Source organism: Bacillus sp. MM2020_4 (assembly GCF_011250555.1).
GTDB lineage: Bacteria > Bacillota > Bacilli > Bacillales > Cytobacillaceae > Neobacillus.
In genome coordinates this window covers 20,602-46,439 of sequence record NZ_JAANMZ010000010.1, presented here as the reverse complement: position 1 = coordinate 46,439, position 25,838 = coordinate 20,602, and the positions used below count along the sequence as shown (strand labels likewise).

At 37.8% G+C, this 25,838-nt stretch carries 29 protein-coding genes and 1 riboswitch; of the genes, 4 read left to right on the top strand and 25 right to left on the bottom strand.

All coding sequences use genetic code 11. The features are described 5' to 3' along the window. Nucleotides 1–13: 13 nt before the first annotated feature. From fni to G6554_RS09285, 14 genes are all read right to left on the bottom strand, one after another. On the bottom strand, nt 14–1,084 hold the full coding sequence (gene fni / locus G6554_RS09350) for a type 2 isopentenyl-diphosphate Delta-isomerase (protein WP_207627569.1): 1,071 nt from the start codon (nt 1,082–1,084) through the stop codon (nt 14–16). Next, nucleotides 1,084–2,223 carry a 30S ribosomal protein S1 gene (rpsA, locus tag G6554_RS09345; RefSeq protein WP_166241064.1) on the bottom strand — a complete coding sequence of 380 codons (1,140 nt, stop codon included), beginning with the start codon at nt 2,221–2,223 and terminating at the stop codon, nt 1,084–1,086. Before rpsA ends, fni begins: the two co-directional genes overlap by 1 nt. A gap of 159 nt (nt 2,224–2,382) precedes the next feature. Next, a complete protein-coding gene (locus G6554_RS09340; RefSeq protein WP_166241062.1) occupies nt 2,383–2,964 on the bottom strand; it encodes a lysophospholipid acyltransferase family protein in 582 nt (193 codons plus the stop codon). A 2-nt stretch (nt 2,965–2,966) separates the two neighbouring features. Then, on the bottom strand, nt 2,967–3,641 hold the full coding sequence (cmk, locus tag G6554_RS09335) for a (d)CMP kinase (protein WP_166241060.1): 675 nt from the start codon (nt 3,639–3,641) through the stop codon (nt 2,967–2,969). A gap of 183 nt (nt 3,642–3,824) precedes the next feature. Continuing rightward, nucleotides 3,825–3,995, bottom strand: a complete 171-nt coding sequence (locus G6554_RS09330) for a DUF5359 family protein (protein WP_347564287.1) — start codon at nt 3,993–3,995, stop codon at nt 3,825–3,827. Nucleotides 3,996–4,091: 96 nt separating this feature from the next. Continuing rightward, nucleotides 4,092–5,441 (bottom strand): germination protein YpeB, encoded by a 1,350-nt coding sequence (gene ypeB, locus G6554_RS09325; RefSeq protein WP_166241056.1) that lies wholly within the window; start codon nt 5,439–5,441, stop codon nt 4,092–4,094. Between the two features lie 14 nt (nt 5,442–5,455). Then, the gene (sleB, locus tag G6554_RS09320) at nt 5,456–6,295 is read right to left on the bottom strand and encodes a spore cortex-lytic enzyme (RefSeq protein WP_166241054.1); all 840 of its coding nucleotides are present in this window, start codon (nt 6,293–6,295) and stop codon (nt 5,456–5,458) included. A gap of 103 nt (nt 6,296–6,398) precedes the next feature. Further along, entirely contained in the window at nt 6,399–7,088 is a 690-nt protein-coding gene (prsW, locus tag G6554_RS09315; protein WP_166241052.1) for a glutamic-type intramembrane protease PrsW, read from the bottom strand. A gap of 83 nt (nt 7,089–7,171) precedes the next feature. Continuing rightward, nucleotides 7,172–8,128 carry an asparaginase gene (locus tag G6554_RS09310; protein ID WP_166241050.1) on the bottom strand — a complete coding sequence of 319 codons (957 nt, stop codon included), beginning with the start codon at nt 8,126–8,128 and terminating at the stop codon, nt 7,172–7,174. Between the two features lie 6 nt (nt 8,129–8,134). Further along, a complete protein-coding gene (locus G6554_RS09305) occupies nt 8,135–9,106 on the bottom strand; it encodes a YpdA family putative bacillithiol disulfide reductase (RefSeq protein WP_166241047.1) in 972 nt (323 codons plus the stop codon). Between the two features lie 184 nt (nt 9,107–9,290). Further along, nucleotides 9,291–10,568: a Glu/Leu/Phe/Val family dehydrogenase gene (locus G6554_RS09300; protein WP_166241045.1), complete on the bottom strand. Its 1,278-nt coding sequence runs from the start codon at nt 10,566–10,568 to the stop codon at nt 9,291–9,293. A 206-nt stretch (nt 10,569–10,774) separates the two neighbouring features. Further along, on the bottom strand, nt 10,775–11,359 hold the full coding sequence (locus G6554_RS09295) for a genetic competence negative regulator (protein WP_166241043.1): 585 nt from the start codon (nt 11,357–11,359) through the stop codon (nt 10,775–10,777). A 74-nt stretch (nt 11,360–11,433) separates the two neighbouring features. Then, nucleotides 11,434–12,222, bottom strand: a complete 789-nt coding sequence (locus G6554_RS09290; protein WP_166241041.1) for a metallophosphoesterase — start codon at nt 12,220–12,222, stop codon at nt 11,434–11,436. 155 nt (nt 12,223–12,377) lie between these two features. Then, complete coding sequence (locus tag G6554_RS09285) at nt 12,378–13,013, bottom strand: CBS domain-containing protein (protein ID WP_166241039.1); 636 nt, start codon at nt 13,011–13,013, stop codon at nt 12,378–12,380. A 144-nt stretch (nt 13,014–13,157) separates the two neighbouring features. Here G6554_RS09285 and G6554_RS09280 point away from each other — a divergent pair, with 144 nt between their 5' ends. The 3 genes from G6554_RS09280 (at nt 13,158) to cotJC (ending at nt 14,285) form a co-directional block, all read left to right on the top strand. Continuing rightward, the gene (locus tag G6554_RS09280) at nt 13,158–13,388 is read left to right on the top strand and encodes a spore coat associated protein CotJA (protein ID WP_166241037.1); all 231 of its coding nucleotides are present in this window, start codon (nt 13,158–13,160) and stop codon (nt 13,386–13,388) included. Next, entirely contained in the window at nt 13,385–13,645 is a 261-nt protein-coding gene (locus G6554_RS09275; RefSeq protein WP_007084901.1) for a spore coat protein CotJB, read from the top strand. Before G6554_RS09280 ends, G6554_RS09275 begins: the two co-directional genes overlap by 4 nt. Nucleotides 13,646–13,715: 70 nt before the next feature. Beyond that, entirely contained in the window at nt 13,716–14,285 is a 570-nt protein-coding gene (cotJC, locus tag G6554_RS09270) for a spore coat protein CotJC (RefSeq protein WP_166241035.1), read from the top strand. Nucleotides 14,286–14,317: 32 nt separating this feature from the next. Here the strand turns inward: cotJC and G6554_RS09265 are convergent, their stop codons facing one another. The 5 genes from G6554_RS09265 to G6554_RS09245 form a co-directional block, all read right to left on the bottom strand. Further along, entirely contained in the window at nt 14,318–14,773 is a 456-nt protein-coding gene (locus tag G6554_RS09265) for a DUF2663 family protein (protein ID WP_166241033.1), read from the bottom strand. Between the two features lie 95 nt (nt 14,774–14,868). Further along, a complete protein-coding gene (locus tag G6554_RS25985; RefSeq protein ID WP_166241031.1) occupies nt 14,869–15,588 on the bottom strand; it encodes a LysM peptidoglycan-binding domain-containing protein in 720 nt (239 codons plus the stop codon). Then, nucleotides 15,581–16,189: a CPBP family intramembrane glutamic endopeptidase gene (locus tag G6554_RS09255; RefSeq protein WP_166241029.1), complete on the bottom strand. Its 609-nt coding sequence runs from the start codon at nt 16,187–16,189 to the stop codon at nt 15,581–15,583. Before G6554_RS09255 ends, G6554_RS25985 begins: the two co-directional genes overlap by 8 nt. Then, entirely contained in the window at nt 16,186–17,694 is a 1,509-nt protein-coding gene (locus tag G6554_RS09250) for a RecQ family ATP-dependent DNA helicase (protein ID WP_166241027.1), read from the bottom strand. The genes G6554_RS09255 and G6554_RS09250 overlap by 4 nt, the downstream gene beginning before the upstream one ends. After that, nucleotides 17,685–18,731, bottom strand: a complete 1,047-nt coding sequence (locus G6554_RS09245; RefSeq protein ID WP_166241025.1) for a YpbB family protein — start codon at nt 18,729–18,731, stop codon at nt 17,685–17,687. Before G6554_RS09245 ends, G6554_RS09250 begins: the two co-directional genes overlap by 10 nt. Before the next feature lie 262 nt (nt 18,732–18,993). On the opposite strand from G6554_RS09245, the gene G6554_RS09240 reads away from it, so the two are divergent. Then, nucleotides 18,994–19,242: a ferredoxin gene (locus G6554_RS09240; protein ID WP_007084908.1), complete on the top strand. Its 249-nt coding sequence runs from the start codon at nt 18,994–18,996 to the stop codon at nt 19,240–19,242. A gap of 114 nt (nt 19,243–19,356) precedes the next feature. Here G6554_RS09240 and G6554_RS09235 read toward each other — a convergent pair whose 3' ends face one another. The 6 genes from G6554_RS09235 to G6554_RS09210 all read right to left on the bottom strand — a co-directional run bounded on the left by G6554_RS09235 (nt 19,357) and on the right by G6554_RS09210 (nt 25,781). Beyond that, entirely contained in the window at nt 19,357–19,941 is a 585-nt protein-coding gene (locus G6554_RS09235) for an ECF transporter S component (protein WP_166241023.1), read from the bottom strand. Between the two features lie 160 nt (nt 19,942–20,101). Continuing rightward, nucleotides 20,102–20,234: riboswitch (FMN riboswitch) on the bottom strand. Nucleotides 20,235–20,325: 91 nt separating this feature from the next. Continuing rightward, on the bottom strand, nt 20,326–21,072 hold the full coding sequence (locus G6554_RS09230) for a peptidoglycan DD-metalloendopeptidase family protein (protein WP_166241021.1): 747 nt from the start codon (nt 21,070–21,072) through the stop codon (nt 20,326–20,328). Between the two features lie 171 nt (nt 21,073–21,243). Next, on the bottom strand, nt 21,244–22,437 hold the full coding sequence (locus G6554_RS09225) for a hypothetical protein (RefSeq protein WP_166241019.1): 1,194 nt from the start codon (nt 22,435–22,437) through the stop codon (nt 21,244–21,246). After that, nucleotides 22,412–22,963 carry an RNA polymerase sigma factor SigX gene (sigX, locus tag G6554_RS09220; protein WP_166241017.1) on the bottom strand — a complete coding sequence of 184 codons (552 nt, stop codon included), beginning with the start codon at nt 22,961–22,963 and terminating at the stop codon, nt 22,412–22,414. Before sigX ends, G6554_RS09225 begins: the two co-directional genes overlap by 26 nt. 326 nt (nt 22,964–23,289) lie before the next feature. Further along, the gene (locus G6554_RS09215; RefSeq protein ID WP_166241015.1) at nt 23,290–25,068 is read right to left on the bottom strand and encodes an ATP-binding protein; all 1,779 of its coding nucleotides are present in this window, start codon (nt 25,066–25,068) and stop codon (nt 23,290–23,292) included. Next, the gene (locus tag G6554_RS09210; protein WP_166241013.1) at nt 25,065–25,781 is read right to left on the bottom strand and encodes a response regulator transcription factor; all 717 of its coding nucleotides are present in this window, start codon (nt 25,779–25,781) and stop codon (nt 25,065–25,067) included. The genes G6554_RS09215 and G6554_RS09210 overlap by 4 nt, the downstream gene beginning before the upstream one ends. Between the last annotated feature and the right edge of the window lie 57 nt (nt 25,782–25,838).

Genomic DNA, 25,838 nt, shown 5'->3' with positions numbered 1-25,838 from the left:
GGATGCGAGAGCTTTATTTTATCCTGCGCTGGCTATATCGTTTTGTATCGATTCCTCTTTGATTCAACCAATGGAATGTTTTACCGGAGATGATAAGTGGAGCATTTTGTAAATCAGAAATGGTTTTAGCTCCTAATGAAGTCATGATAAAAACTAATTCATTGTGGAGTGTTTCGATTTCTTTCTCTAACGCCTCTAGCCCTTTTTCAACAAGAATCCGCAAGAAGAATCCTGCCATGCCAATCCCATTTGCCCCCAGTGCAATCCCCTTTGCAATGTCTAGTCCTGTTAAAAACCCACCGGAGCCAATGACAAAGATATTTTCGGATTCACATACTGCTTCGATGATAGAGATGGGCGTCGGGATACCCCATTCATTAAAAAAGGAAAGCGTCCTTTCTCGACGTTTATTTTCAATTTCCGCAAAATTAGTCCCTCCGGATCCGCCAACATCTACGGCAGTAACACCCACTGATGAAAGGGTCTCAACTGTTTCCTTTGCCATGCCAAAGCCTACTTCCTTGACAATGACAGGAACATCCACAGCATTGACAAGATTCTCAATTCTTTTTAAGGCATTGGTAAAATTCCGATCACCCTCGGGCATGGTCAGTTCTTGTATGACATTTAAATGTATTTGCAGGGCATTAGCCGCAATCATATCGATCGCCCTTTTGGCATGATCCGCTGTTGCCTCGCTACCTAAATTAGCTACTATAATCCCTTTGGGGTTCTCTTTTCGAACCACCTCATACGTATATCGCTCACCCTTATCCTTTAAAGCAGACATTTGTGAACCAACAGCCATCGCTAGCCCGGTATTTTTTGCAGCAATTGCTAATTCTTTATTAATTTGATAGGTTTTTTCACCGCCACCACCTGTCATTGCATTGATAAAAATTGGCGAACTTAAAGAAAGTTCGCCAATTGAGTGGTCTAGCCGAACATCATTCACACTGATATTCGGTAAGCTTTGATGAATAAATTTGATTTCTTCGAAAACAGATGAATTGTTTTCCCTTTTTTGTAAAGCAAAGCGAATGTGATCCCATTTTCGTTCAGATCTAGACACAAAAATCACCATTATTTTCTTAGATTCTTTAACTTATCGCCAATAACCTCACCAAGCTGAAAGCCTTTTGATTCCTCCGGAAGCTCATAATCGAAGTTCCCATCGTCCTCTTTCTCAAGCAATTCTTTAATGCTTAATGATAATCGCTGATCTTGTTCGTTAGCATCAAGTACCTTTACCTTAACATCTTGCCCTTCTTTTAGAACCTCATGCGGTGTTCCAATGTGTTTATGAGCAATTTGAGAAATATGAACAAGACCTTCTACACCAGGGAAAACTTCTACAAATGCACCATATGAGACTAATCTTTTTACTTTCCCATCTAAAATACTGCCTTTTGGTGCCTTTTCAGAAATATTGGACCATGGCCCAGGTAGTGTTTCTTTTATTGATAAAGAAATTCTTTCATTATCACGGTCAACACTTAATACCTTTACTTGAACCTGTTGCCCTTCTTGAACTACATCTGTTGGTTTTTCCACATGTTCATAGGATAATTGTGATATGTGCACTAGACCGTCAATGCCGCCAATATCAACAAATGCACCAAAGTCTGTAATTCTTTGGACTGTCCCATCGATTACTTGACCCACTTTAAGTGCACCAAGAATATTTTGTTTTTGTTTTCCCTTTTCTTGCTCCACAACTGCACGATGTGAAAGGATTAAGCGGTTCTTTTCTTTATCAAGTTCAACAATTTTAAAGGAGAGTGTACGTCCTTTGTAATCGCTAAAATCCTCGACAAAATGTGCTTCTACAAGGGAAGCCGGAACAAATCCACGGACTCCAAGATCCACAACAAGGCCGCCTTTAACAACGTCCTTTACTTCCGTTTCAAAGATTTCGCCATTTTGGAATTGTTGTTCTAGATGCTCCCAGGCTTTTTCTGCATCAACTTTCCTTTTTGAAAGGATAAGTGCTTCTTCCTCAACTTTTACAACTTCCAGCTCTAACTCATCCCCTTCAGAAGCAGCATCGGATGCTTTTTCAATATGAAGGCTTGATAATTCACTGATTGGGATTATCCCATCTAATTTACTGCCTTGAACAGCCACAAGCACCTGTTTTTCTTCTACCTTCGTAACTTGTCCGGTTACTTTATCCCCAATTTCAAAGTTCTTCACTTCTACTTGATTTAATTCTTCCGACATATGTATTCCTCCTTAATCCATTTACTCCAAAATCTATATATGATCTGGCGTATGCAGCACAGCAGACACCACATATAAAACAAATCAATTGCAGAGAATATTCAAAAAAAATCTCTTTTTAATAACTTCTTACAAATAGGCTATTTTGTCAAGCAGAACCTATTGATGCTCTTTTATAAGTTTATGAATTTCTGACATAATCAATTCAGTAACCTGATCCGCAGACGCTTTGGTTTTTCTCATTTCGTCCATATCAATTGGTTTGCCATAAACTACTCTTAATTTCTTAAAACTTTTATAAGGCCCAATAACTGCACAAGGAACAACCTGCGCTTCTGATCTGGAAGCAAAAAATCCTGCTCCTGAAAGACCTTTCCCTAGTTCTCCGGTTTTACTTCTAGTCCCCTCAGGAAAAAGACCGAAGACGTTACCCTCTTTAAGAATCTTTAAGCCTGTTCGGAGTGCCTCCCGATCGCTTAAGCCCCTTTTTACCGGAAAGGCATTACATTTCCTAACAATGCCTCCCAAAATAGGGACATTGAAAACCTCTTCCTTCGCCATATAGTGAATGGGGCGAGGAGCCATAATTCCTACCACGATTGGATCAAAATTATGGATATGATTAGAGCAAAGTAAAACACCGCCCTCTTTAGGGAAATTTTCTACTCCAATCGCTTCAATTCTATACCAAGGTTTAAAAATAGTATAAACGACTGACCTTGCAAATGCGTAAAACGTCACACTTAACCAATCCTTTCGTGCACCAGAGCCATAATTTTTTCTACAACTTCAGGAATGGTCAATGAGGTGGTGTCGATTTCAATAGCATCATCGGCTTTTTTCAAGGGAGCTATATCTCTTTCCGAGTCGATTTTATCTCTTCGCGCTATTTCTTCTTTTAATTTTTCTAAATCAGATGGGAATCCTTTTTGCAGATTTTCTATATGTCGTCTTTCCGCCCTTTCCTCCACACTAGCAAGTAAAAATACCTTTACTTCCGCATCTGGTAATACGTGTGTTCCGATATCCCGTCCATCCATCACAACGCCGCCTTCCGTGGCAAAAGCTTGCTGCCTTCTAACCATCTCTTCACGAATCTTTTGATGGATAGAAACGATGGAAACATTATTGGTAACCTCTGATGAACGAATCTCATTTGTAACATCTTTATTGTCAAGATAGACTAACTGACCTTTATTAGATGGCAACAATTTGATATCAGTTGAAAGCAGAGTATCTAAGAGTGCAACTTCCTCATCAAGATTTAATTGGTTAACAATTGCCTTATATGTTAATGCCCGGTACATCGCACCCGTATCTATATATACATACGATAGTTTTTCCGCCACGATTTTTGCTACTGTGCTCTTCCCAGCTGCAGCAGGTCCGTCAATTGCGATTGATAATCTTTTTTCCATAAATCCTCCTAAAGCAAAAGTTTGTCTCATTAGCTGTCACTATATATTTTACCATAAGTTAATAAAATGCCTCCCATTTTTAGCATTTTATCAATAAAAAAAAGCAGGTAGCCTGCTTTTTTGATTATCAAATTCATCTTATTCGAATTTGAGAGATGTCCTCCTCCAGGGACTTGCGCTTTTCTATTTACCTTGAAAGGTTTGAATAATTTCTGTAAAAATATCTTCATTTACCCCTTCATATTTAGTCAGTTGCTTAATTTGCGGAAAAATGTCCAGTTGATGAAACAATAGCTGTGATAAAAAGAGAAAGAGGAACTGGACAATCAAAACTTTTACTAAAAATCCTTCCACCCTTTTCAATGAAATCACCCCATACCCATATATGTCTATTATTGGGGTTTTGGATATTATTATTCAATTTAAAAAGGAAAAGCAAGTGCTTTTCCCTTATAATACATCTTCGTAGATAGCTTCGGCATTTTTCAACTTTTCAACTTCTTCTTCAAATCCAGTTTTTGCATTTATAAAAATCCGATAGGTATCGTCGCCAATAGTCCCTAGGAATTCATAGCATAATACCTCTTCATTTAAATCATTCATAATCATCGCCTCGCGGTTTTCCAGTACCTTTAGATTCGGATTAACCTTTGCACGCGCTTGTTCCAATGTAATCCCAGGTTTTTCAATGGTTCTAGTTTGAAAGGATTTTAAATATTCCTCTGCTGAAACACCAATAATGTCACCATTATCCAGTGCTACTTTTACCTTCACCGCTTCAGGATAAATTCGAACCCCGTTACTATTTGTAACAAAATTGATGACGCCAATATTGTCATATTGCGTGCTTTCAAATACCTCTAAATCTTTGAATCCTGTTTCCTTTAAAAAGGCAGCTGCCTTATTATCTGCTTCATTTAGACTGAGCTTTTGTCCCTTTATTTCACGGTTATTAATAAACCAAATAGGATGACCGGCTTTTTTGGTAATATCCATACTAGCTTCCTGTCCGGTTTGTTTGTTTTTTATTGAAACGCTATAAAAACCATAGTCGGAACCTTTTCCATTCTCAGTAACCTTGACTTCTGCGTTTCCATCAAACTTCATATACTTTTTGGCGACCTGAATGGCCTCATTCCGCGAAATAGTCTTTCCCTTGATTTTTTTAAAATTCTCATCCTTTTTTTGCATGTTCATAAATGTGGGCCCAAAGTCAGATTCCTCGTAACTTGAAACTGTTTTTTCAACTGTTTTGAATCCATCGATAATCGTATTATCAGTTGTTTCTTTTCCTGATGCAAGGGCTAACTCAACATCCATCCAGCGCAAGTTATTCTTTAATACCATATGCTGAACATTCCGGAGCTCATTCTGAATATCACCTGACTGCTTATAAAGCACCTTTAATGTATCATATTCCTTATCTGTTAATGGGTCATTTCCTAAATCTCTTACCGCTGTTCGGTAGCTGAAATTGCCGATATTTGCTAAGAATTCCTCTGTCTTATTAAAAGGCAGCAAGGTTAATGGGAGCTGCCCAACATCACCATGTGCCTGTGAGGTTAGCCTCCAAACTTCAATTAATGAAGGGGATAAAGTATCCTTAGAATTCATGGCAAGGGTTGTTCCAATTTTATCGTGGAGTATATCCATTCTGTAGGAAAGGTCATGGAATGCCCGTTGATAATTATTTTCGGCGTTTAACAGTATTGCATTCTTTTCTTGGTGTTCTTGGTAGCCCCAATAAGCCGTTCCCGCCACACCCAAAGCAAGAACACCGATTAATATTCCTCTAATCAATTCTATTCACCTCTCTACTTGCAAAAAATATGTTGCCCAATTCGTTTGATTTGCGGTCTTCCCCAAATCCAGCCGCTCGTGGCTGTAGCTGGATTAAAATAGTAAAGTGCCTCACCCGTTGGATCCCACCCATTAATTGCATCTATTACCGCCTTTTTTGAAGTTTCATTAGGTGTTAACCATATTTGCCCATCGGCAACTGCTGTAAATGCTCCTGGTTCAAAAATCACACCTGAAACGGTGTTAGGAAATGATGCACTATTGACTCGGTTTAAGATTACCGCTGCTACGGCAACTTGACCTATATATGGTTCACCCCTTGATTCCCCATGAACAGCGTTTGCCATTAAGCGGATATCATTTTGTGAAAAACCGCCTGGTGTATTTGCCGCTGTTGGCTTTTTCGCTGCAGCTTGTTTTGGTGGTGAAGGATTGGTTGCTGGCGCCTTAGTATTTGGTGCACTTTGCTTGCTTTTATCAACACCACCGTAGTAAGTAAACTTTTTTCCGGATTTCATTTGATTTTTTACATATTGCTGATCATATTTACTTGCTTTCGTTAGCTTTGCTTTTGTGGTGGTTCCGGCCAATCCGTCTATTTGTAGCCCGAATTCATATTGAAAGTTTCTTAACGCCCAATATGTACCCCATCCAAACACTCCATCAATTTTCCCGTTATAGAATCCGACATATTGGAGTCTTGATTGCAATTCAATGACATCATCACCCACGGCTCCTTTTTGGATAATCTGATTAGAAAAGGCATGAACCTTTTGGTTCTCCATCATAGATAATGGCATGGTACAGAAAAAGAATAGAATGAAGTATTTGATTAGGTTGTTTTTCTTTTTCATGGAATTATAACCCCCAAATGAATCTTTTTAGCAGTAACCCTATTTTTTGTTTTATTGGTGATTTTATTCCATCTAATGAAGAATAAATAAAAAAACCCTACATTTAGGAATGAAGGGTCTTTTGTACCGGATATTGTTTATTGAAATGATTAGCACTTAATATTTTTGCTTTTTTCACCTTTCTTAATCCAAACCACCAAAGGAAAATCATAAACGGAAAAATAATAAACAGCCAATGTTCTAGTGAAATCAATATGAAATCATAGAACCCATGCAAGATAAAAGGCAAAAGCAAAGAGAACAGGATCCACTTAGCTTTATTTCCTTCCGTAAACTTTGCTTTTCCGAGATAAAAGCCCATAATCACTCCAAATAGGGCATGGCTTGATACCGGCAATAAAGCACGCGTCATCGCATGCTCAATCCCGTTTGCAATTAAATAAAAGATATTTTCGACAGTAGCAAATCCAAGGGAAACAGCTACTCCATATACAATACCATCAAAGGGTTCATCAAATTCAACATGTTGATAAATGGCATAAAACAAAATGAACCACTTAAAAAATTCCTCTAGTAAACTTGAACTAAAAAAGGCATCAATCAGATTTGATGTAAGCAAATGTTCGACATCAAAGACATGCTGGATAAACATAATCGGGAACACCAAAAGGGCTCCGTAAATAAATGTCCTCAAAACAAAGGAAATTGGCTCTGGTTCGTATTCATCTTTTAAATAAAAATAACTTAACAATGCCAGACCTGGAGCAACTCCGGCAGATAAAATTCCCAGCATGATGAACCTACTTTCCATCCTTTTTCCTTATCGTAACATGGAACCGGTGTAAAGAAAATGAAAGATTGATTCCATTTTACGTGTTAAAAATTAATAGACTCTAAACCACTTGCCATTGCTACTGCCAATTTAATTCTTGCCTTTTTCGAGTCATTGTCACTTCCTAGAATGACACCTTTGTTATAAAGATCATAAGCACTTCCCTCATAATCATAGGTCGTATAGACAGACCCTTCTTCCGCACTCGTTGTTATGACTAGCTTTATTCCCTCTTTAATGGACTTTTCAATTTCCTCCATCATCTTGGGAGCCACCTGACCTCTTCCTACTCCTTCAAGAACTATTCCACTCACCCCAGCCTCTCGTGCTGCCTTAATAAATTTCCCGTCCGCTCCAATATAGCATTTAATAATTTCTACTTGAGGGACCTGAGTTTTAATTTGATAGCATTCTCTTTTAATGGGTTTTTGAAAGACATGAACCCGATCATTGTCAATAATACCGAGATAACCGAATCCAAAAGCATTAAAACCCTGAATATTGGAGGCATGTTCCTTTTTCACATATCTAGCCGCAAATATTCGCTCATTAAACACAACAACAGTACCGGAATTTTGTAAATCAACGGAACAAGCTGAATAAATAGCATGCCTCAAGTTAATGTAGACATCGCTTCCTAAATCCTCAGGAGAACGTTGCGAGCCCGTTACTACCACTGGTCTGTGGTCATTTATCGTCAAATCTAGAAAATAGGCCGTTTCCTCCATGGTATCGGTCCCATGGGTCACAACGACACCAGAAACTGCTTCATCCTTAAAATAATCTTCTATTTTATTTTTTAGAAAAACCAAATCATCAAAGGTAATGTGAATACTTGCCTTTTGAAAAACAGATTCTACAATTACTTCAATATCTTTTGGTAAATTACACATGGCTGCAAGCTCTTCACCCGTTAATGCACCAGAAGCTAATTTTCCTGAATCCTTATTTGCTTTACTTGCAATGGTACCGCCTGTTGTTAATAGAACAACTTTATTCATGACTAATCATCCTTTAGTTTCTTTTTCTAAGATATTACGTGCTATTTGTCCACCATGAAAACGCCCATTTTCTATAAAAATTTCATTCGCGTTATTCCCAGCGGCAATGACACCAGCTATATAAATTCCCTCGATGTTCGTTTCCATTGTCTCAGGGTCAAATAGGGGTCTACCTGTTTCCTCGTCGATGTTCACACCCATAGTTTTTAAAAATTGATGGTCTGGATGGTAACCGGTCATAGCAAAAACAAAATCATTCGTAATGGTTTTTTGTTCATCATCTTTACTATATACGACCTGATTTTCGGTGATTTCCTGAATAGTTGCGCCAAACTCCAATGTAATCGTGCCATTTTTTACTAAAGCTTCGAATTCAGGAAGAATCCATGGTTTAATACTAGGTGAATATTCCGTTCCACGATATAAAACAGTTACTCTTGCACCTGCTTTTACTAGTTCTAGTGCGGCATCGACACTGGAGTTTTTTCCACCAATTACACAAACATCTTGATTGAAATAGGGATGAGCCTCTTTAAAATAATGGAAAACTTTTGGTAAGTCTTCACCAGGAACATTCATAAAGTTCGGATGATCATAATAGCCTGTTGCAATGATGACATAATCAGCGCTATAGGTTTTTTTATCACTAGTAACATATATTTGCTGATCCTGTTTGTACACTTTTGTGACTGTTTCAAACGTGTTAATCCGAAGCTGCTTTCGCTTAGCTACCTCCCGATAATAGACAAGTGCCTGGTTTCTTTTAGGTTTATAGCTATCAGTTACAAACGGCATAGCGCCAATTTCTAATTTTTCGCTCGTGCTAAAAAAGGTTTGATGTGTTGGATAATGATAGATAGAATTAACCACATTTCCCTTTTCAATAATTAATGGTTTTTTCCCAATTTCCTGTAATGAAATCGCTGCAGCTAACCCACAGGGTCCTCCACCGATAATAATAATATCTTCTGCTTGCAAATGGATACACTCCTTATTACGATTCTAAAGAAAACTCGCTGACTGACGAGCCCCTAAGGGCGAAGACAGAGACGTAGTTGCACTTATGCCCTGAATGGAAAGTTATTCTTTCCTTTTGGTCAAATAAAAAACTCCCACCCTGTATATGATAGGAGTTTTTTTATTATAATTCAATGCTAAGCACTTAAATCCAGCCTCTGAAGCGGCTCGCTTCTGCCATTTTTCGAACCCCGACCATATAGGCAGCAAGTCTCATATCGACACGGCGTGTTTGAGCAGTATCATAAATATTTTTAAATGATTTCACTAATATTTTTTCGAGTTTTTCCTCTACTTCTTCTTCCGTCCAATAATAACCTTGGTTATTTTGAACCCACTCGAAGTAAGAAACAGTAACACCGCCCGCTGAAGCTAATACATCTGGAACAAGAAGAATACCACGTTCTGTTAAAATTTCAGTAGCCTCTAATGTCGTTGGACCATTGGCTGCCTCAACCACGATGCTCGCACGAATATTATGCGCATTTTCTGCGGTAATTTGATTTTCAATTGCAGCCGGCACAAGAATATCACATTCAAGTTCTAGTAATTCTTTATTTGTAATTGTATTATTAAATAATTTCGTAACAGTCCCAAAGCTATCTCGTCTATCTAATAAATAATCAATATCAAGACCATTTGGATCATGTAATGCACCGTAGGCATCGGAAATACCGATTACTTTCGCTCCGGCATCGTGCATGAATTTTGATAAAAAGCTCCCCGCGTTGCCGAAACCCTGAATCACAACCCTTGCACCTTCAATTTGAATGCCTTTCTTTTTTGCTGCTTCACGGATACAAATAGTTACACCTTTTGCCGTTGCTGATTCACGACCATGTGAACCACCCAAGACTAACGGCTTGCCGGTTATAAAGCCAGGAGAATTGAATTCATCTATTCGGCTATATTCATCCATCATCCAAGCCATAATTTGCGAATTTGTAAACACATCCGGTGCTGGAATATCCTTGGTTGGTCCAACAATTTGACTGATTGCCCGTACGTATCCACGACTCAATCTTTCAAGTTCTCTAAAGGACATATCACGTGGGTCGCAAACGATGCCACCTTTACCACCACCATATGGAAGATCGACGATTCCGCATTTCAAGCTCATCCAGATAGAAAGGGCCTTCACTTCGGTTTCAGTTACACCTGGATGAAAACGAATTCCACCCTTTGTTGGTCCAACTGCATCATTATGTTGTGCACGGTATCCCGTAAATATTTTTGTTGATCCGTCATCCATTCTCACTGGAATTTTAACTGTCATCATACGTAACGGCTCTTTTAAAAGCTCGTATACCTCTTCAGGATAACCTAACTTCTCAAGGGCTTTATGAATAACGGTTTGTGTTGATTTCAACACATCATTCTTTTCCACTTGATTAGTCTTTTCTGTACCATTTTCGGCTACCATTTGTAATCCTCCTAAGAAATCTCTTTTACGAATGTTGTCCGCTTTCAGTCACAAGTATACACGTTTAATTGATTTATGCAAGGTGAAAAAAGCACATTTATGTATTTTTCAGCACATACTTGAAAACGCTCCCAATCCAGTTTTGTTTCTTCAAAAAAACGGAAAAGGGGCATGCACCCCTTTTAATTTCTTTACACCTATATTCCTTATTTAAAATAATGAAGAATGGTTTCCACTGCCCCGTTTTTAATGATTTGTTTCCCATATTCAGCAAGAACGAACGGACTAAGAATGGAGGGATTACCAAATTCCGACAATATACTGGCTGCCCTTTCTTTTTTTGTGATATCTACTTGATCCATTAAAAGATAATAGCAATTATGGTAAGAATATAAGCTCCCGCCAAATAACTCTATATTAGAGAACCTTTTTGAAAGGCCAATAACATCCTCAAATTCTTTAAACTCAAATAATAGCTCTTCACAACCTTCCACCCTTACCTGCATTTCAATGTACCCATCATATAGTAAATCTTGATCATCATCTTTTACTTCATCAACAGTAATGATCAATATCATACCTTGCGCTTGAAGGGAGAAAATTTCAACCGCTACTGACCCCTGGATATCAACATCAAATTCCTCGCTTGCCTCTTCCAACATATCATGAAACAGTTGATTCCATTTACTTGAATCCTTCCAAATATCTTCTTTGGAAAGCCCCCTATCAAACAGATCATCAGAGGTTAAAAAAATTTTTATTTTATTGGCCGTTAAGCGTTCTAAGCGCATGTTTTTGCCCCCTGCCGTGACATAACTCTTGTTTTTAGTGTATGCCTTTAGGGTCAGTTGGTGAATTGTCTAAATCATCCTAACTTTTCTGTTCCTCTCTGAAGGGTAATAAGGTGTGATTCTGCAGGCGCCCCAAGCCTCAGGGGAAGGGCAGTTGTACCATAACCATTACTTATGAAAAGAATTGTGTTATTTAGTTTTTTTATTCCTCCTCTTTTATAAGGACTATACCCGAAAAGATGGATCTGTCCCCCATGAGTATGTCCACTTAACACCAAGCGTATTTCATGTTCGGGTAGAATTTTTTTCACGATTGCCGGAATGTGACAGGCAATTATTTTGAAACTGTTCACTTCGGCGTCTGAAAGTGCCAAATCAAGTTGATCACGATCCTGACTCATGTCATCAACCCCAAGCAAACATAATTTTTCCCCTTGTGTTGACTCAAATGTCACTGCTGTATTAGCTAAAACCTTTACCCCTAAATCGAGTAAAACGGCATCCAATTTCCGGAAATCCACTTCATAATCATTGTTACCCCAAACAAAATAAACCGGGCCTACCTGTTTTAATTTCACAATATTTGTTTTCACTCTTTCAAAGGGAACTCCTTTTTCAGTTAAATCTCCTCCGATAATGACGAGATCCGCCTTACCCTTAACCTCATCGATTATTTGATCTGAAATAGTCCGCTTATGAATATCAGAAATAAAAAAAATGGTCACTTCGCCTAATGACTCCGGAAAATCTGAAAAGAATAATTTATGCTTTACTACTTTATTTAAAAATGCTTCACGTACCATATACAGGAGCAGAAGCATTCCACATACCAAAATGAATAGTCCAAACCAAAACAAAATCATCTATTCTTTTCCCCTTTTCCTTACTTTACCTTTATTGAAATCATACCATAAAGCACGCTTAAACTAAAAAAGAACACAAAGAGCATCCCTCTCCTTTTAAACATAAAAAATCCCTCCCATACAATGTATGAGAAGGAAGAACATTCTTACCCTACTTATTCGTCCTCTTGAATACTTAATATTCGGAAACCGTGTTCCTCAAGCTTCTTAGTAAACCTGTCTATATTATCTTTCTTTTCAATCTTCATCACAATTCTTCGGACAAGCTTATCCGTTTCATCAAAAGTTACTAGAGAAATGATGTGTTCATGGAATTGATGAGCAATTTCAGACAGGCGGGCTATCCGGCCTTCTGTTTCGACTGAGGTAAAGGCAATCCTTACCCCGGGACGATTTACACCAAAGGCACTTTCAAAGGAACTGATTACATCCGAACGTGTCACCACACCAAGAAAATTTTTATTTGCATCAACTACAGCCAATAATGGAAAGTCCTTCAAATCCAGGAGCGTCCTTTCAAATAACTCCCCACCTTCTAAATACTTATTTTGATAGGAAACAATATCTTGAACATAGGTGGTGGTTAAATATTCCTCTTTTTTCAGATTGGAAAGAAAATAACCTTCATATATATTAAATCTTGTCGCAACGCCCAAGTACTTTTCCCCTTGTAATACAGGTAATCCATCAATTTGATGCGTTTCTAATAATGACAATGCCTCTTTTAACGTAACATCTGCTTGAACAGTAAAAGATTCATGCTTTGGAATCATAATATTTTTTACGAACATTTACATCACCTCATAGTAATAATCCTACATCTCCATTATACTTCGACAAGCCCTAAAAAAATCCTTTAATATATTAAAGATTTATGTCATGTATCATGAAACCTCTCATATCATTAACTGATGCTGAATATAAGGAGGGCTACTGTGAATACACATCATAAATCGTATCATCCGTATGCGAGTCCGTTTGATCCTTGTAAACCAATCACCACAAAAACTTATTCAACCCCGCCCCATTTATATATGGGGTTTCAACCACCCAATCTTCCTCAATTTGCACCACTTGAAGCCTTACGGGCTGGTACACTTTGGAAGGATCTTTATGACCCATACTACAATTCTGCTGAGAAGGCCCAAGGGGGAATGGCTCCATGAAACAAGTTCCAGCTGAGTATTATCAATTAATGGAGCAACTCCAGGCAGTCGACTTTGTTTTAGTCGAGTTAACCCTTTACTTAGATACCCACAATGATGACCTTGAGGCCATCCACCAATTTAATCATTATGCCAAAGAAAGAAAACGGTTAAAAAAGGAGTTTGAAAGTCAATTTGGACCGCTATTGCAATTTGGAAATAGTTATTCTGGTTATCCTTGGAATTGGGACGATACCCCTTGGCCCTGGCAAGTATAAAAATGGAAACGCCTTGAACAAGCGTTTGTGTTAGATAGTTATCGAAGTAATTTTGGGAGGGATGAAATGAATGTGGGTTTATGAGAAGAAATTACAGTATCCTGTTCGCGTCAGTACCTGTAACCCAACACTAGCAAAATACCTAATCGAACAATACGGGGGGGCCGATGGGGAACTAGCCGCAGCACTGCGTTATTTAAATCAACGATATACCATTCCCGATAAGGTGATTGGATTACTCACGGATATAGGTACCGAAGAATTCGCCCATCTTGAGATGATTGCGACCATGGTGTATAAATTAACGAAAGATGCAACTCCAGAACAATTAAAGGCAGCTGGGCTAGGTGCCCATTATGCAGACCATGACAGTGCCTTATATTATCATAATGCTGCAGGAGTCCCTTGGACTGCAACATATATCCAAGCAAAGGGAGATCCAATTGCGGACCTTTATGAAGATATTGCTGCTGAAGAAAAAGCTCGTGCCACGTATCAATGGCTTATAAATATAAGTGATGATCCTGATATCAATGATAGCCTGCGTTTTTTACGCGAGCGAGAAATTGTCCACTCACTAAGATTCCGTGAAGCTGTAGAGATATTAAAAGAAGAACGCGATAAAAAGACGATTTTCTAAAAGGAATAAGAAGCAGCCCTTAATCCTGCTTCTTATTTTTTTTCATGGTAAAGGTTTATGTCATATAGTTTTTTCATCATTTCAAAGACGATATGGCGGTTCTTCCATTCCTCTTCCCTTTTCCATAAATCCTTGCTTCGGTCAACGATTTCACACCGTAATTCTTGATATTCCTTTTCTTTTTTCTCCTTTTGTTGTTTTAAAAGATTCATCGCACCTAACCCAATAAGAGTTATCGTTATCAAGAGTACAGCCGCTCCATCATTTAATGTTGCCGATAACACGGATAAAAAGGAATAAGAATAGATTTTAAAAATCGTTGCATAGAAATACAAAATAAAAATAAAGGCAAAAAAAAGTGTTCCATATATTGAAATAAAATGCCATGTTTTAGTGGTATCAAACTTTTTCTTCTTTTTTCTAACGTTTTCTAACATTTGCTTCGTTGCTTGATCCGTGTATTCAAGTAATTGGATTGGAGAATCCATATGTTATCACCCTCCATTTCTCCCTCTATACTTATGATCTTGTCCCATAAAATATGTTTTAAAAAGACAAAAAAACCGATCAAAATAATGATCGGCTAGTTATTTAACGGAATATTCAAGACTTGACCAACATAAATATTTTCACTTTGGAGCCTATTCGCCTTTTTAATTATCTCGATCCCTTTTTGAGATTGGTAGTACTTCATCGCAATCTTAAATAGTGTATCTTGTTTGGTAACCGTATGATAAATCACCTTATTTGTTTCGTTTTTGACGGGTTCTGGCTGAGGCTGGCTATCTTTATCTGTCACCTGCTTATTGGCTGCGTCATTATTTAAACTTGGTGCCGGACTAGATGGTGTAGATGGAACGCCTGAAACAGGCTGCCCTGCTACATCCTGATGCTTTTCACTGGTTTTCTCCGCTACATTCGAACCGTCATTAACTTGATCTGGTTCCTTTGTTTCTTCAGACTGCTCTGAAATGGTTTTGTCATCAGAATTAGACTTTTCAAGATTGATGGTTTCATACCCTACAGAACTTCCGGACGTCTTCTCTGCCCCATTCACTTTCTTCGCATGATCCCTATAAGAAATCACACTAAAAATGATGATCGGAAGGAGGATAAAACACAAGACCAATAGTCGAATAAGTGGATATTTTAGCTTCCATTTTGTCTTTTTTCTTTTTTGTCGGTGTACCTGCTCTCTTGGAGGCAATTTATCATTGTTACCGTCTTCGACCCTATCATTTATTTTTTGGATCCGTTGCTTTAGCCTTTCCGCTTGATCTCTGTATGGTTCCTCTTTATTCACGGAGCTCTCCTCCCTGTTCATCTAAAACGGTTGTTCGTCTAAATTTAATATATAAACCTAATAAAAAATCAATGACAAAATGCATCGTGATGGTAATAGCTAAATTCCCCGTCCATTCGTAAATCATTCCAATGATAAAACTAAGCAGGACAATATTCACAAATAGAAACCAATTAAAGAGGTAACGATAATGAATAATAGCAAAAATAATACTGGCTAGAATTAGACCCACTTTTGTTTGGATGATTCCTCGGAAAAGTAATTCCTCGCTAAAAGCAACAAAAAATGCAATCACTATTATATGAAGAACATTTCTATTTTTAAAAATTCTTTCATTTAATCCCCCATCATCATAGTAGGAGGGAGGCAACAAGTTCATTAAGACCAAATCAACTATAACAACTGCGACACCTAACGGAATACCGATTGTAACAATAGATAGGTCAGCTAGTTGAATTTGATCCAAATATGAAAAATGATCAAATAAAAGAAAACCTAAAATAAATGAGATTCCTACGAGAATGATTTGTGTTACATATAAATGAGAAAGGAGTTCTTTATCCGTTAAACTTGCGATTAATTCATGATACTTCTGTTTCATTCACTCAACCCACTATTGACTAAAATTTTGGCAAGATAATCCTTCCATTTTTCTTCACTTGTCATTGAAAATGGTGTTTTTACTGCAGACTGATATCCATTTAACTCCAGCCCACAAACATCACAGCAGGAGGAAACTTTGTTTGGCAATCTTTCATCAAAATATCCTAAGATAAATTCTCGTCTGCACGAGAGAGATTCCACCCATCTTTTCATTAAAAAAATATGGTTGAATTTAGCTTCTAATCTTTCCTTAACAAATTCCTTTACCTGAGTTTTTACTTTTTCAGGTGAACTAACCATTTTAGTTGGAGCGAGAACGAATTCCTCCATAATTCTCCACTGACTATCAGAAAAACCACCAAGCTCTTTTAAATGCAGACTAAATTCTGTCTTGCCATCTGGTAGTGTTTCTTCAAGTTGCACATGAGCAAAAAACCAGTCAATTTGCTGTTCTGATGGTAATTCCCCTTCTGCAAGCTGCAGCGGAAGTTGTTCGTCACCAGGTGCGTATAAAAGAATTGCGACACTTGGGTTCCCATCACGGCCTGCCCTGCCGATTTCCTGAAGATATGATTCCATTTGCATCGGCATATGATAATGGATGATAAAGCGAATATTTTCCTTGTTTATGCCCATCCCAAATGCACTTGTAGCACATATGACATCCAACTGGTTATGAATAAACTGCTGCTGAATTAATATTCTCGAGTTTTGATCCACTCCGCCGTGATAGGCCATGGCCCGGCAAATACCCTTTTCATCAAGCAAGGCGGCCATTTGTTCCGCTGCCTTTTTGCTAGAAAAATAAATAATTCCAGGTTTTTGCAGTCTTGCGACAAGATCGATAACCCGATCTTGTTTATGATGATAATCTGTTAATTTTTCAATATGGAAAGCGATATTTGGCCGATCAATTGTGGATACAATTTTTACCACTTCTTCAAGTTCAAGTGATAGCGAAATGTCATCAAGAACCCTGCTTGTAGCTGTTGCTGTCAGTGCAAGGGTCACAGGATCCCCTAACTTTTCACGAATGGCACCTAATTTTGAATAATCTGGGCGAAAATCATAGCCCCATTGTGATATACAATGCGCCTCATCAACGACAAATAACGAAATCGTTAGTTGCTGCAGCATCCTGATAATATATGGAACGCGAAGCATTTCAGGAGAAATGAAAATAAACTTATATTCCTTTAAATGCCGGAGTACATTATTCCTTTCGCTTGGAGATAGAAATGAATTTAAGGCGATTACCCGTTTCTCACCAAATCGTTTAAATTGTTCTACTTGATCCTGCATAAGGGACAGAAGTGGAGAAATAATTAAAGTTTGTCCCGGAAGGATAAGACCCGGAAGTTGATAACACAAGGTCTTCCCCGTACCTGTCGGAAGCATAGCTAACGTATGCTTTCCAGCAAGTACAGACGATATAACCTCCTTCTGGCCAGTTTTAAATGACGAATACCCAAAGTGCTTTTTTAACAGTGATTCTATTTCCATTCCCTATCACCATACTTCGCCAACACCAACCGTATTTGAAAATACGTGGCTGACTGCAATTGATCTTTGATTAGCTTAAGTTGCCTTGTTCCCATTAATCTAGAAATATCAATGATCCTTTTTTGTAATTCTTTTTCAACATACGGATCGATCAAGAAATGATTAATACTTAAAGCAAATTCAACAAAATGATCTTCAACCGTACTTACCTTCAAACCCCTTAACTTTGCAATCATATCTGGTGAGTATCCCTCATTTAAAAGGGCCCACGTTTTCCTTGAAGAAATGGTTAATTCATCATTTTGATTCAAGTCTTTGATTAGAATAGATAATATCCTAAATCGTGCGGGATTCCGCATAATCGTTTGCAATAAATAATGAAGGGTTTGAATAAATCCGATATGGTAATCATGAATGTCCATATTTAATTTCTTTGCAGTCTGCAATGAAGTTAGTCCAATTTGCTCGAAACCAGTTAACCGAAACACAACAATAGCCGGATCAATTTCCTCAGTCTCTTCGAAACATGTGATCAATTCCGTGTAGACCATGTTCCCTAACTCATTCCTCGATATGTTCATTTCCTTTATTGCGGCTTTCAACCACTGGTGAACATCCTTGTTGCTTTGGATAGGCTGATATCTTGCTTCTCCAAAAATTAAATTTGAAGTGACCTGAATAAACAGTGTCAATCTTTCCCAAAACAACGAAGTAAACGGCTGATAGCTCCAGCCATTTAAATAAGCAGGCACTGGATTGTTTTCTAAATTTGCTTGTCCATTGGTGGTAAGAGAATATTGTTGTTTTCCCAAATGTTTAATCCACTCTTTTTTGCACATGGATTGAATGATTTCATCAAAGGAGGCACGTGTTAATGTGTCATAAATGCCAAAAAATCTTTTTAATGAAAACAAATGAGCATCTTGAATGGTTTGCGATGACTTTTTTCCATTAATAAGGTGGAAGATGGAATAAATTGTCCGTTCGTTATTCAATTGCGTTAAACAATATAGAATGATGGCTTCTAACTGCAGCATTTATGACCCACCACATTTTCCTTCATTTTATCGACAAATTCCCCATTATTTCTATTTTTATTTTAACATGAAATGAGGATTCTTGGTGATTAAAAAAGTGAAAGATTAAGTAAAACAAAATAACAAACTACTGTTTTAATAGTATTTTTCTATTGAAAAGTTGCCCATACAGTTTTACAATAGATATGACTAATGCGTTTCCATTATTATTAGGAAAACGAGCTAGAATAATTTTTGTTATTTAACTGGGAGGTTTTTTTTCATGGCAAAGTATACTATTGTTGACAAGGAAACATGCATCGCATGTGGTGCGTGTGGCGCAGCAGCACCAGATATTTATGATTATGATGATGAAGGCATTGCATATGTTACACTTGACGATAACGAAGGTATTGTTGAAATTCCAGATGTGTTAATCGATGACATGATGGATGCGTTTGAAGGCTGCCCAACTGATTCAATCAAAGTGGCTGACGAATCATTCGATGGTAATCCAACAAAATTCGAATAATATTTTGTCAAAAAAATATTTTTAAGCTACTAATCCCCGTCTTTTACAGGCGGGGTTATTTATTTTCATAATAAAAAACAGCAGGGGCTCTCGGATGAGAACACCTGCTGCTTTTTATGCACCTTTCACAGCGGAAAATTTATTAATCCATGCTTGCATTTTGATAAACAGCAGCATAAAGATGATGGACATCATCACGCCTTTTAAAATGTTAAAGGGTAAGATTGCCGGCACGACATAGTTCCGCATGTCTGGAAATCCCATAAGAACAGTATAGGCTGGTAAAATGAAGAAGTAATTTAAAATACTCATCACAACAGCCATGACCACAGTTCCAGTGATTAAACCCATTGTCATTCCCTTTTTCGTTTTTAGTTTATTATAGACAAAATAGGTTGGCAGGATAAACACAATTCCTGCTAAGAAATTGGCAATATGACCAACAGGGACTCCTGTTTGGCTTCCTGTCGCAATATAATTAAGAACATTTTTAAAAAACTCAACTAAAATACCTGCAATTGGTCCAAAAATTAAAGTTGCAATTAATGCAGGAATATCGCTAAAATCAACAAATAAAAAATTTGGGAATAATGGCAGCGGGAAATTTAATAGCATCAAAAGATACGCTATACTGCTCAGCATTCCAATTGAAACATAAGCCTTTACTGATATTCTCTTTGTCTTTTTCATTTTCTTCATCTTCCTCTCTCCTTTTTGATCCATCGCGTAAGGAAGAGAGGTTCAGCAACATCGGCGGCCAAATAAATAAAAATCCCTCAAGTCAATTGGCTTGAGGGAGATTACAAAGGCACGCTTAATAAACGTCCATTAAATCAGATTTTTTGAACGTCTGCAGAACCTCCATCTTCTCCCATCCAGACTATACTGTCGGCTTTGGAATCACACCAAATCCTGCCTATAAAGGCTCGCGGGCTCAGGAGCATTGCTCCAATACCGCCGATCGGGAATTTCACCCTGCCCCGAAGATAGATCGATATTAAATTACAACTTTATTATACTAAAGAAATTCTCTTTTGTTAAGTAAAAAAAACAACCTACTGACAAAGGTCAGCAGGCAGAACATTATTGAACCATTAATATTTGATTTGGTTTAATGAGGTCTGACGTTAGATTATTTAATGACTTTATCCTATTTACAGAAATATTTTGCTTTTGGGCAATAGAGTACAATGTATCTCCTTGTTTAACAATGTATTTTTCTTTGCTTGTTTCTGATATACCTTCTTCTAATTGCGGGTTGGTACTTGCCACTAACACATTATTAACGATACTTGCAATTCCTCCCTGGACAGATTTCCCAACATCTGCTTTTCCCAATAATATTTCTGGATCCATTGCATTTTTCTTATCATACCTCCACTCTAATTGGTGGGTTTCAAAATGGAGATGTGTTCCAGTGGCTTGTCCTGTTCTCCCCATTTTTCCGATTATATCTCCTTGTTTTACAGGTTGACCAACCGATACTGTCCGGTGGTTTAAATGAGCATAAACCGTTACAAAATTACTAGGGTGTTCTATAAAAACCACATTACCATATGTATTAGAATAATAGGACTTAACTACCACCCCGTTCTCAACAGACAGAATAGAAGTGTCCAATTTTCCAGCAATATCAATTCCTTTATGGGTTCCCTGCCTTGTTCCATATGTATCGGAAATGACACCGTCAGCTGGCCAAATCCAGTGATCTTCCATTCCATTTTGCGCCTGTAAACCTGCAGCTTCTGAATGTTTGCCGCCTAAAAATAATAAGCTGATAAATAGCGCCATAATGATGGCAATTAAAAACCTCTTTATATAGTCAAGCATTCTTACAATTTCCTCCTTAAATATCTTGTGCTCTCTTCCACACCATATGTTCGTGAATTCACGTTTAGAACAAATTGCGCATCAGACTAACATGACCATACTTGTTATAATTTGGAGTCCCTTCATATTTTATTCAAAAAAAAATCAACCGAGTAGGTTGATTTTTACCATTCATTCTGTAATTCGTAAATTTGGTGCTATTGGTACCTTGATATCCTTTGATAAATCGAAGGAACCAATAAATGGAATGGAGGAATCCTTTATGACAACTTTTTCAAGTCCGAATTCCTTTGCTGTCAGAAGCAGTGCTTCAAACGAAGAGGATGACTGCTGGTTATCATCCAGACTCGTATTCCCCTTTAATGAGACAAATAAAGTTTTGTCAGAGACTGACACATCATGTAACGGCATTAAGGGCCGCAAAGAGTTCTTTAGACCTAATAAGGGCTGATCAGACTTCATTACTTCTATTGCAGTAGTAATATCATTATAGGTATCATTTGTCGGAGTAAGAAATGGTATGTCACTTCCTTCGGGGTAATAAAATAGGTAGGCATGCCTTTTATCAGGAACAACATCCACTTCTTCAAGCTTTCCGAAATTACCTAATTCTATTCCTGGCACTCCATTTGTTGAGAATTTTATCTTTTTGAGATTACTATTAGCGGAAATATCCTTTTTTACTACATTCATAAAATTGATTTCATTGGTTGAACCCTGTCCGTACTGATGGTTGGAAGGAACATCAACCATGACGCTGCTAGTATTTTCATCAAGCTTCATTGTCCCATTTAATGGATAAAATTCTGATAATCCCCATTCTTCCTCCGTCAAAATGGCCATTTCCTTAGTATATTGAGGAAGCCAGGCTTGATCTTCAGAATTCTTCGCAATAATAGAAATAGGAATTAAAATTTGCACTTGTGGGTCTGGAATCCAATAGGTGAATACAGTCGTCCCCTTCTCTAATTCATCCTCATAAATGGCTGTTTTTATACTTTCAGCTTTCATTATGCTTCGCTGACCTGCTTCCGCATTAGCCTTCCCCTTTGTAGCTACTTCATCATTTTCAGTTTCGTTGGTAAAATCCCTTGCAGTCATTTTCATTTCTTGATTTACTGAAGATTTTTCGTCTTGCATTTTATCATAGGATAAATTTGTCTCATCCATTACCATTGGTGCTAGAATGAAAAATAGAAGTAATGCGGCTGCAGCTGCAATCCCAGGAAATAGCCATAATTTTATTTTACGCCTTTTTAAGGAAAGATTTTGGTAAATGTCACGAGGATTGCGATGATCTAGTATTTTCGGCATTTGCCTTAATAATTCTTCGAGCTCATTATCGCTCCACTCTGACTTTTTCACTTGTAACTCCCCCCTTTTCATAAAATAATTCCATCTGTTTCTTCAAAACTTTCAAGGAGCGGTGTTGTGTTGTTTTAACCTTACTTTCCGTCCAGCCCAGTGCTTGAGCAGTCTCAGATATGGACAAATCCTGTAAATAACGCAGAATAATTACAGAGCGCTGATCCAACGTGCAAAACTCAAGACATTTGTAAATCCATTTAATTTCTTCTCTTTGTACGGTAATTTCTTCTGGTACCGGATTCTCATCTTTTACTTGATTAGTCGACCAATCAAACTTTTCAAATATTCTTTCCTTCCAGCCCTTTTGTTTACGGAAAAAGTCGATGGCCACATTTCTAGCAATCGAAAACAACCATGTTTTTTCACTACTTTTCCCTTCAAAACGATGATAGGATTTAAAAACGCGAATATAAACCTCTTGGGCAAGGTCCTCAGCCTGCTCTTTATTTCTAACCATATAAAATAGAAATTGAAAAACGTCATGATGATATTTTTGATATAGCTCATCGAAAACGGAGTCCATCAATTCCCCTCCCCGTTCAATTATATTAGTCGATGTATAGGTATAAAAAGTTTCACCGTATTAAATATAGGCTTTTTTTGCTAAAAAAGGAAGGGACTTTTTGGAAGGAATATAAATAGGTAAAAAAACTCATCCGTTTTGGATGAGTTTTTCATTCATATCTAGCTCCAGCGCCTAGGGGCTCGGGGTCATAAGCCAATCCGTCAAGAAGGTTAAAGAGCAACCTTCTCGCCGGCTCGTCTTATGCCTGTCGCCCCTTAGCAAGGCGCTTCCGCTTTTAATTGTTTCTCGTGAATCAAGAACAATCGGCAAAATGATGGTTTATTTTACTTTTTTCGTGGAAGCAGGAAGGAAAATGTTGTACCTTGTCCCATTTTACTTTGCACAGAAATATGGCCGCGGTGGGCATCAATAATATTTTTTGCAATTGCAAGTCCAAGTCCTGTACCCGCTCTCCCCCTCGTCCTTGCTTTATCAGCTTTATAAAAACGTTCAAAAACGAAGGGCAGATCTTCCGCAGGGATCCCAGATCCGGAATCTTTTACTTCCATTCTAATTCCATTGTCTTCTAACTTTACCGTTAAAGTAACAGCTCCACCCTTTGGTGTATGCCTAATAGCGTTATCAATCAAGTTAGTCAGTACCTGCTCAATTCGATCCGGATCAAATATAAACGCCGTAACCACATCTTCTACATCCGCTTTCAAGATAATCTCATTATCTTTCGCCAACCCTTGGAATTTATGGATAATCCGATTGACGAAAGTAGAAATGTCAATATCCTCCATCGATAAATGAATATGTCCTGCTTCCATCCGGGCGAGGTCAAGCAATTCGTTTACCAGCCTGCCCATACGCAATGATTCATCATAGATGACTTTTGCCATTTCCTTTTTCTCTTCCTGTGATTGGGCAATATCATCCACAATCGCTTCACTATATCCTTGTAACATGGAAATTGGCGTTCTAAGTTCATGTGAAACATTGGCAATGAAGTCTTTTCTCATTTTATCTAATTGTCTTTCCTCAGTCATATCCCTTAGAACCGCCACAGCTCCACGGATAAATTGATTGCTGTATAGCGGACTAACCAAAATGACCCAATGCCGTCCTTGTAGGGAAATTTCCCCGATTTGTTCTTTTTCAGTATCTACCGCTTGTTGAAAAAGTTCCATTACCTGTGAAGGAATGGATTCTGAATCTGCACTGAATCCCCCTTTTTCATAATACCAATATTGAAGGAAACGATCCGCAGGAGGATTCGTAATAAGTATGGTCCCATCACGATTAAACGTGATGACTCCATCTGCCATACTACTTAATATACTGGCTAGCTGCTCTTTTTCCTGACTAAGAGCATTCATATTGAACTTCAACTGCCTGCCCATTTGGTTAAAAGCTGTTGCCAGCTCCCCTATTTCATCATGAGTCAAGATAGGGACTTTCGTATCAAATTTCCCCCTGGCCACTTCAAATGCCGCCTCCCTCATCTTTCTTAACGGCGCTGTTATTCGAGTCGAAAGAAAGAAGGCAAAAATAGTGGTTAAAATAATGGCAACACCGGCTACCAATAAAATGAATTTTGTTGCAGAATGTGATGTTTCTTGCATAGCTTCTAACGATTGATAAATAAATACCGCACCATTTTTTTCTCCATGAAGATGGAGCGGGACACCAATAATGGAATACGTGGCATCCTCGATACCGTTCTTAGTTGAAAGATTGGTAATCTTTTCAACCTTTTTGTTATTATGAAATATTTTTCTCAAATCCGGGTCTTTTTTAATATCCTGGATCGACAACTTTTTTGTTTGTACAGTATTTGGAGAATAATAAACCTCTTCCTCATTCTTTACAACAACCACTTTTGTGACATCATCGATAAATTCCCAAGATATTTCTAAACCAAGTGATAATTTATCCGGATGTCCTTCCAAAACATAGGCAATTTTTTCCGCCGTATCTGTCAAGTCTTTTTTTGTCTGTTCTATGTTGTAGTTTTGGAAGAATTCCAATAGCATGACTGTTAAAATAAATAGGATAAAGGATACCAGTAAAAGGATGGTAAACCAGAGTTTACCGACTACACTTCTTAAAAAAGTCATTCATTTACAACCTCAAATTTGTATCCGACTCCCCAAACCGTTACAATCATTCTTGCCGCTTCTTCTGACACCTTATTTAATTTTTCACGGAGACGCTTTACATGCGTATCAACCGTTCGTAAATCACCGAAAAATTCATAATGCCAAACTTCCTTGAGTAATTGCTCGCGATCAAACACCTTATCAGGTGCCTTTGCAAGGAAATAAAGTAATTCGTACTCTTTCGGTGTTAAGCTTACTTCCTTGCCATCAGCCAATACTCTATGCGCATCATTGTCAATCGTTAAATGTGGAAAAACAATGACATCCTTTGTTGTTGTTTCGGTTTGCAAATAACTTGTTTGTGATGATCTTCTTAAAAGCGCTTTTACTCGGAGGACTACTTCCCGAGGGCTAAATGGTTTGACAATGTAGTCATCTGTTCCAACTTCAAAGCCTTGAACGCGATTGATTTCTTCACCCTTCGCAGTTAACATAATTACGGGAGTAGCCTTTTTTTCTCTTAATTCACGACATACCTCAATTCCATCCTTGCCAGGCATCATTAGGTCAAGCAGAATAACATCATAATCATTTGCCATTGCTTTTGTTAACGCTTCATTTCCATCCTCAGCTTCATCGATTATATATTCTTCACGCTCTAAATACATTTTTAATAAACGGCGAATTCTTTCTTCATCATCTACAACTAAAATTTTCACGTCTTTTTCCATTATTAATCCCCCCATGAAGTTTATTGTACAAAATGGTATGGTATTTTTCTATATTTT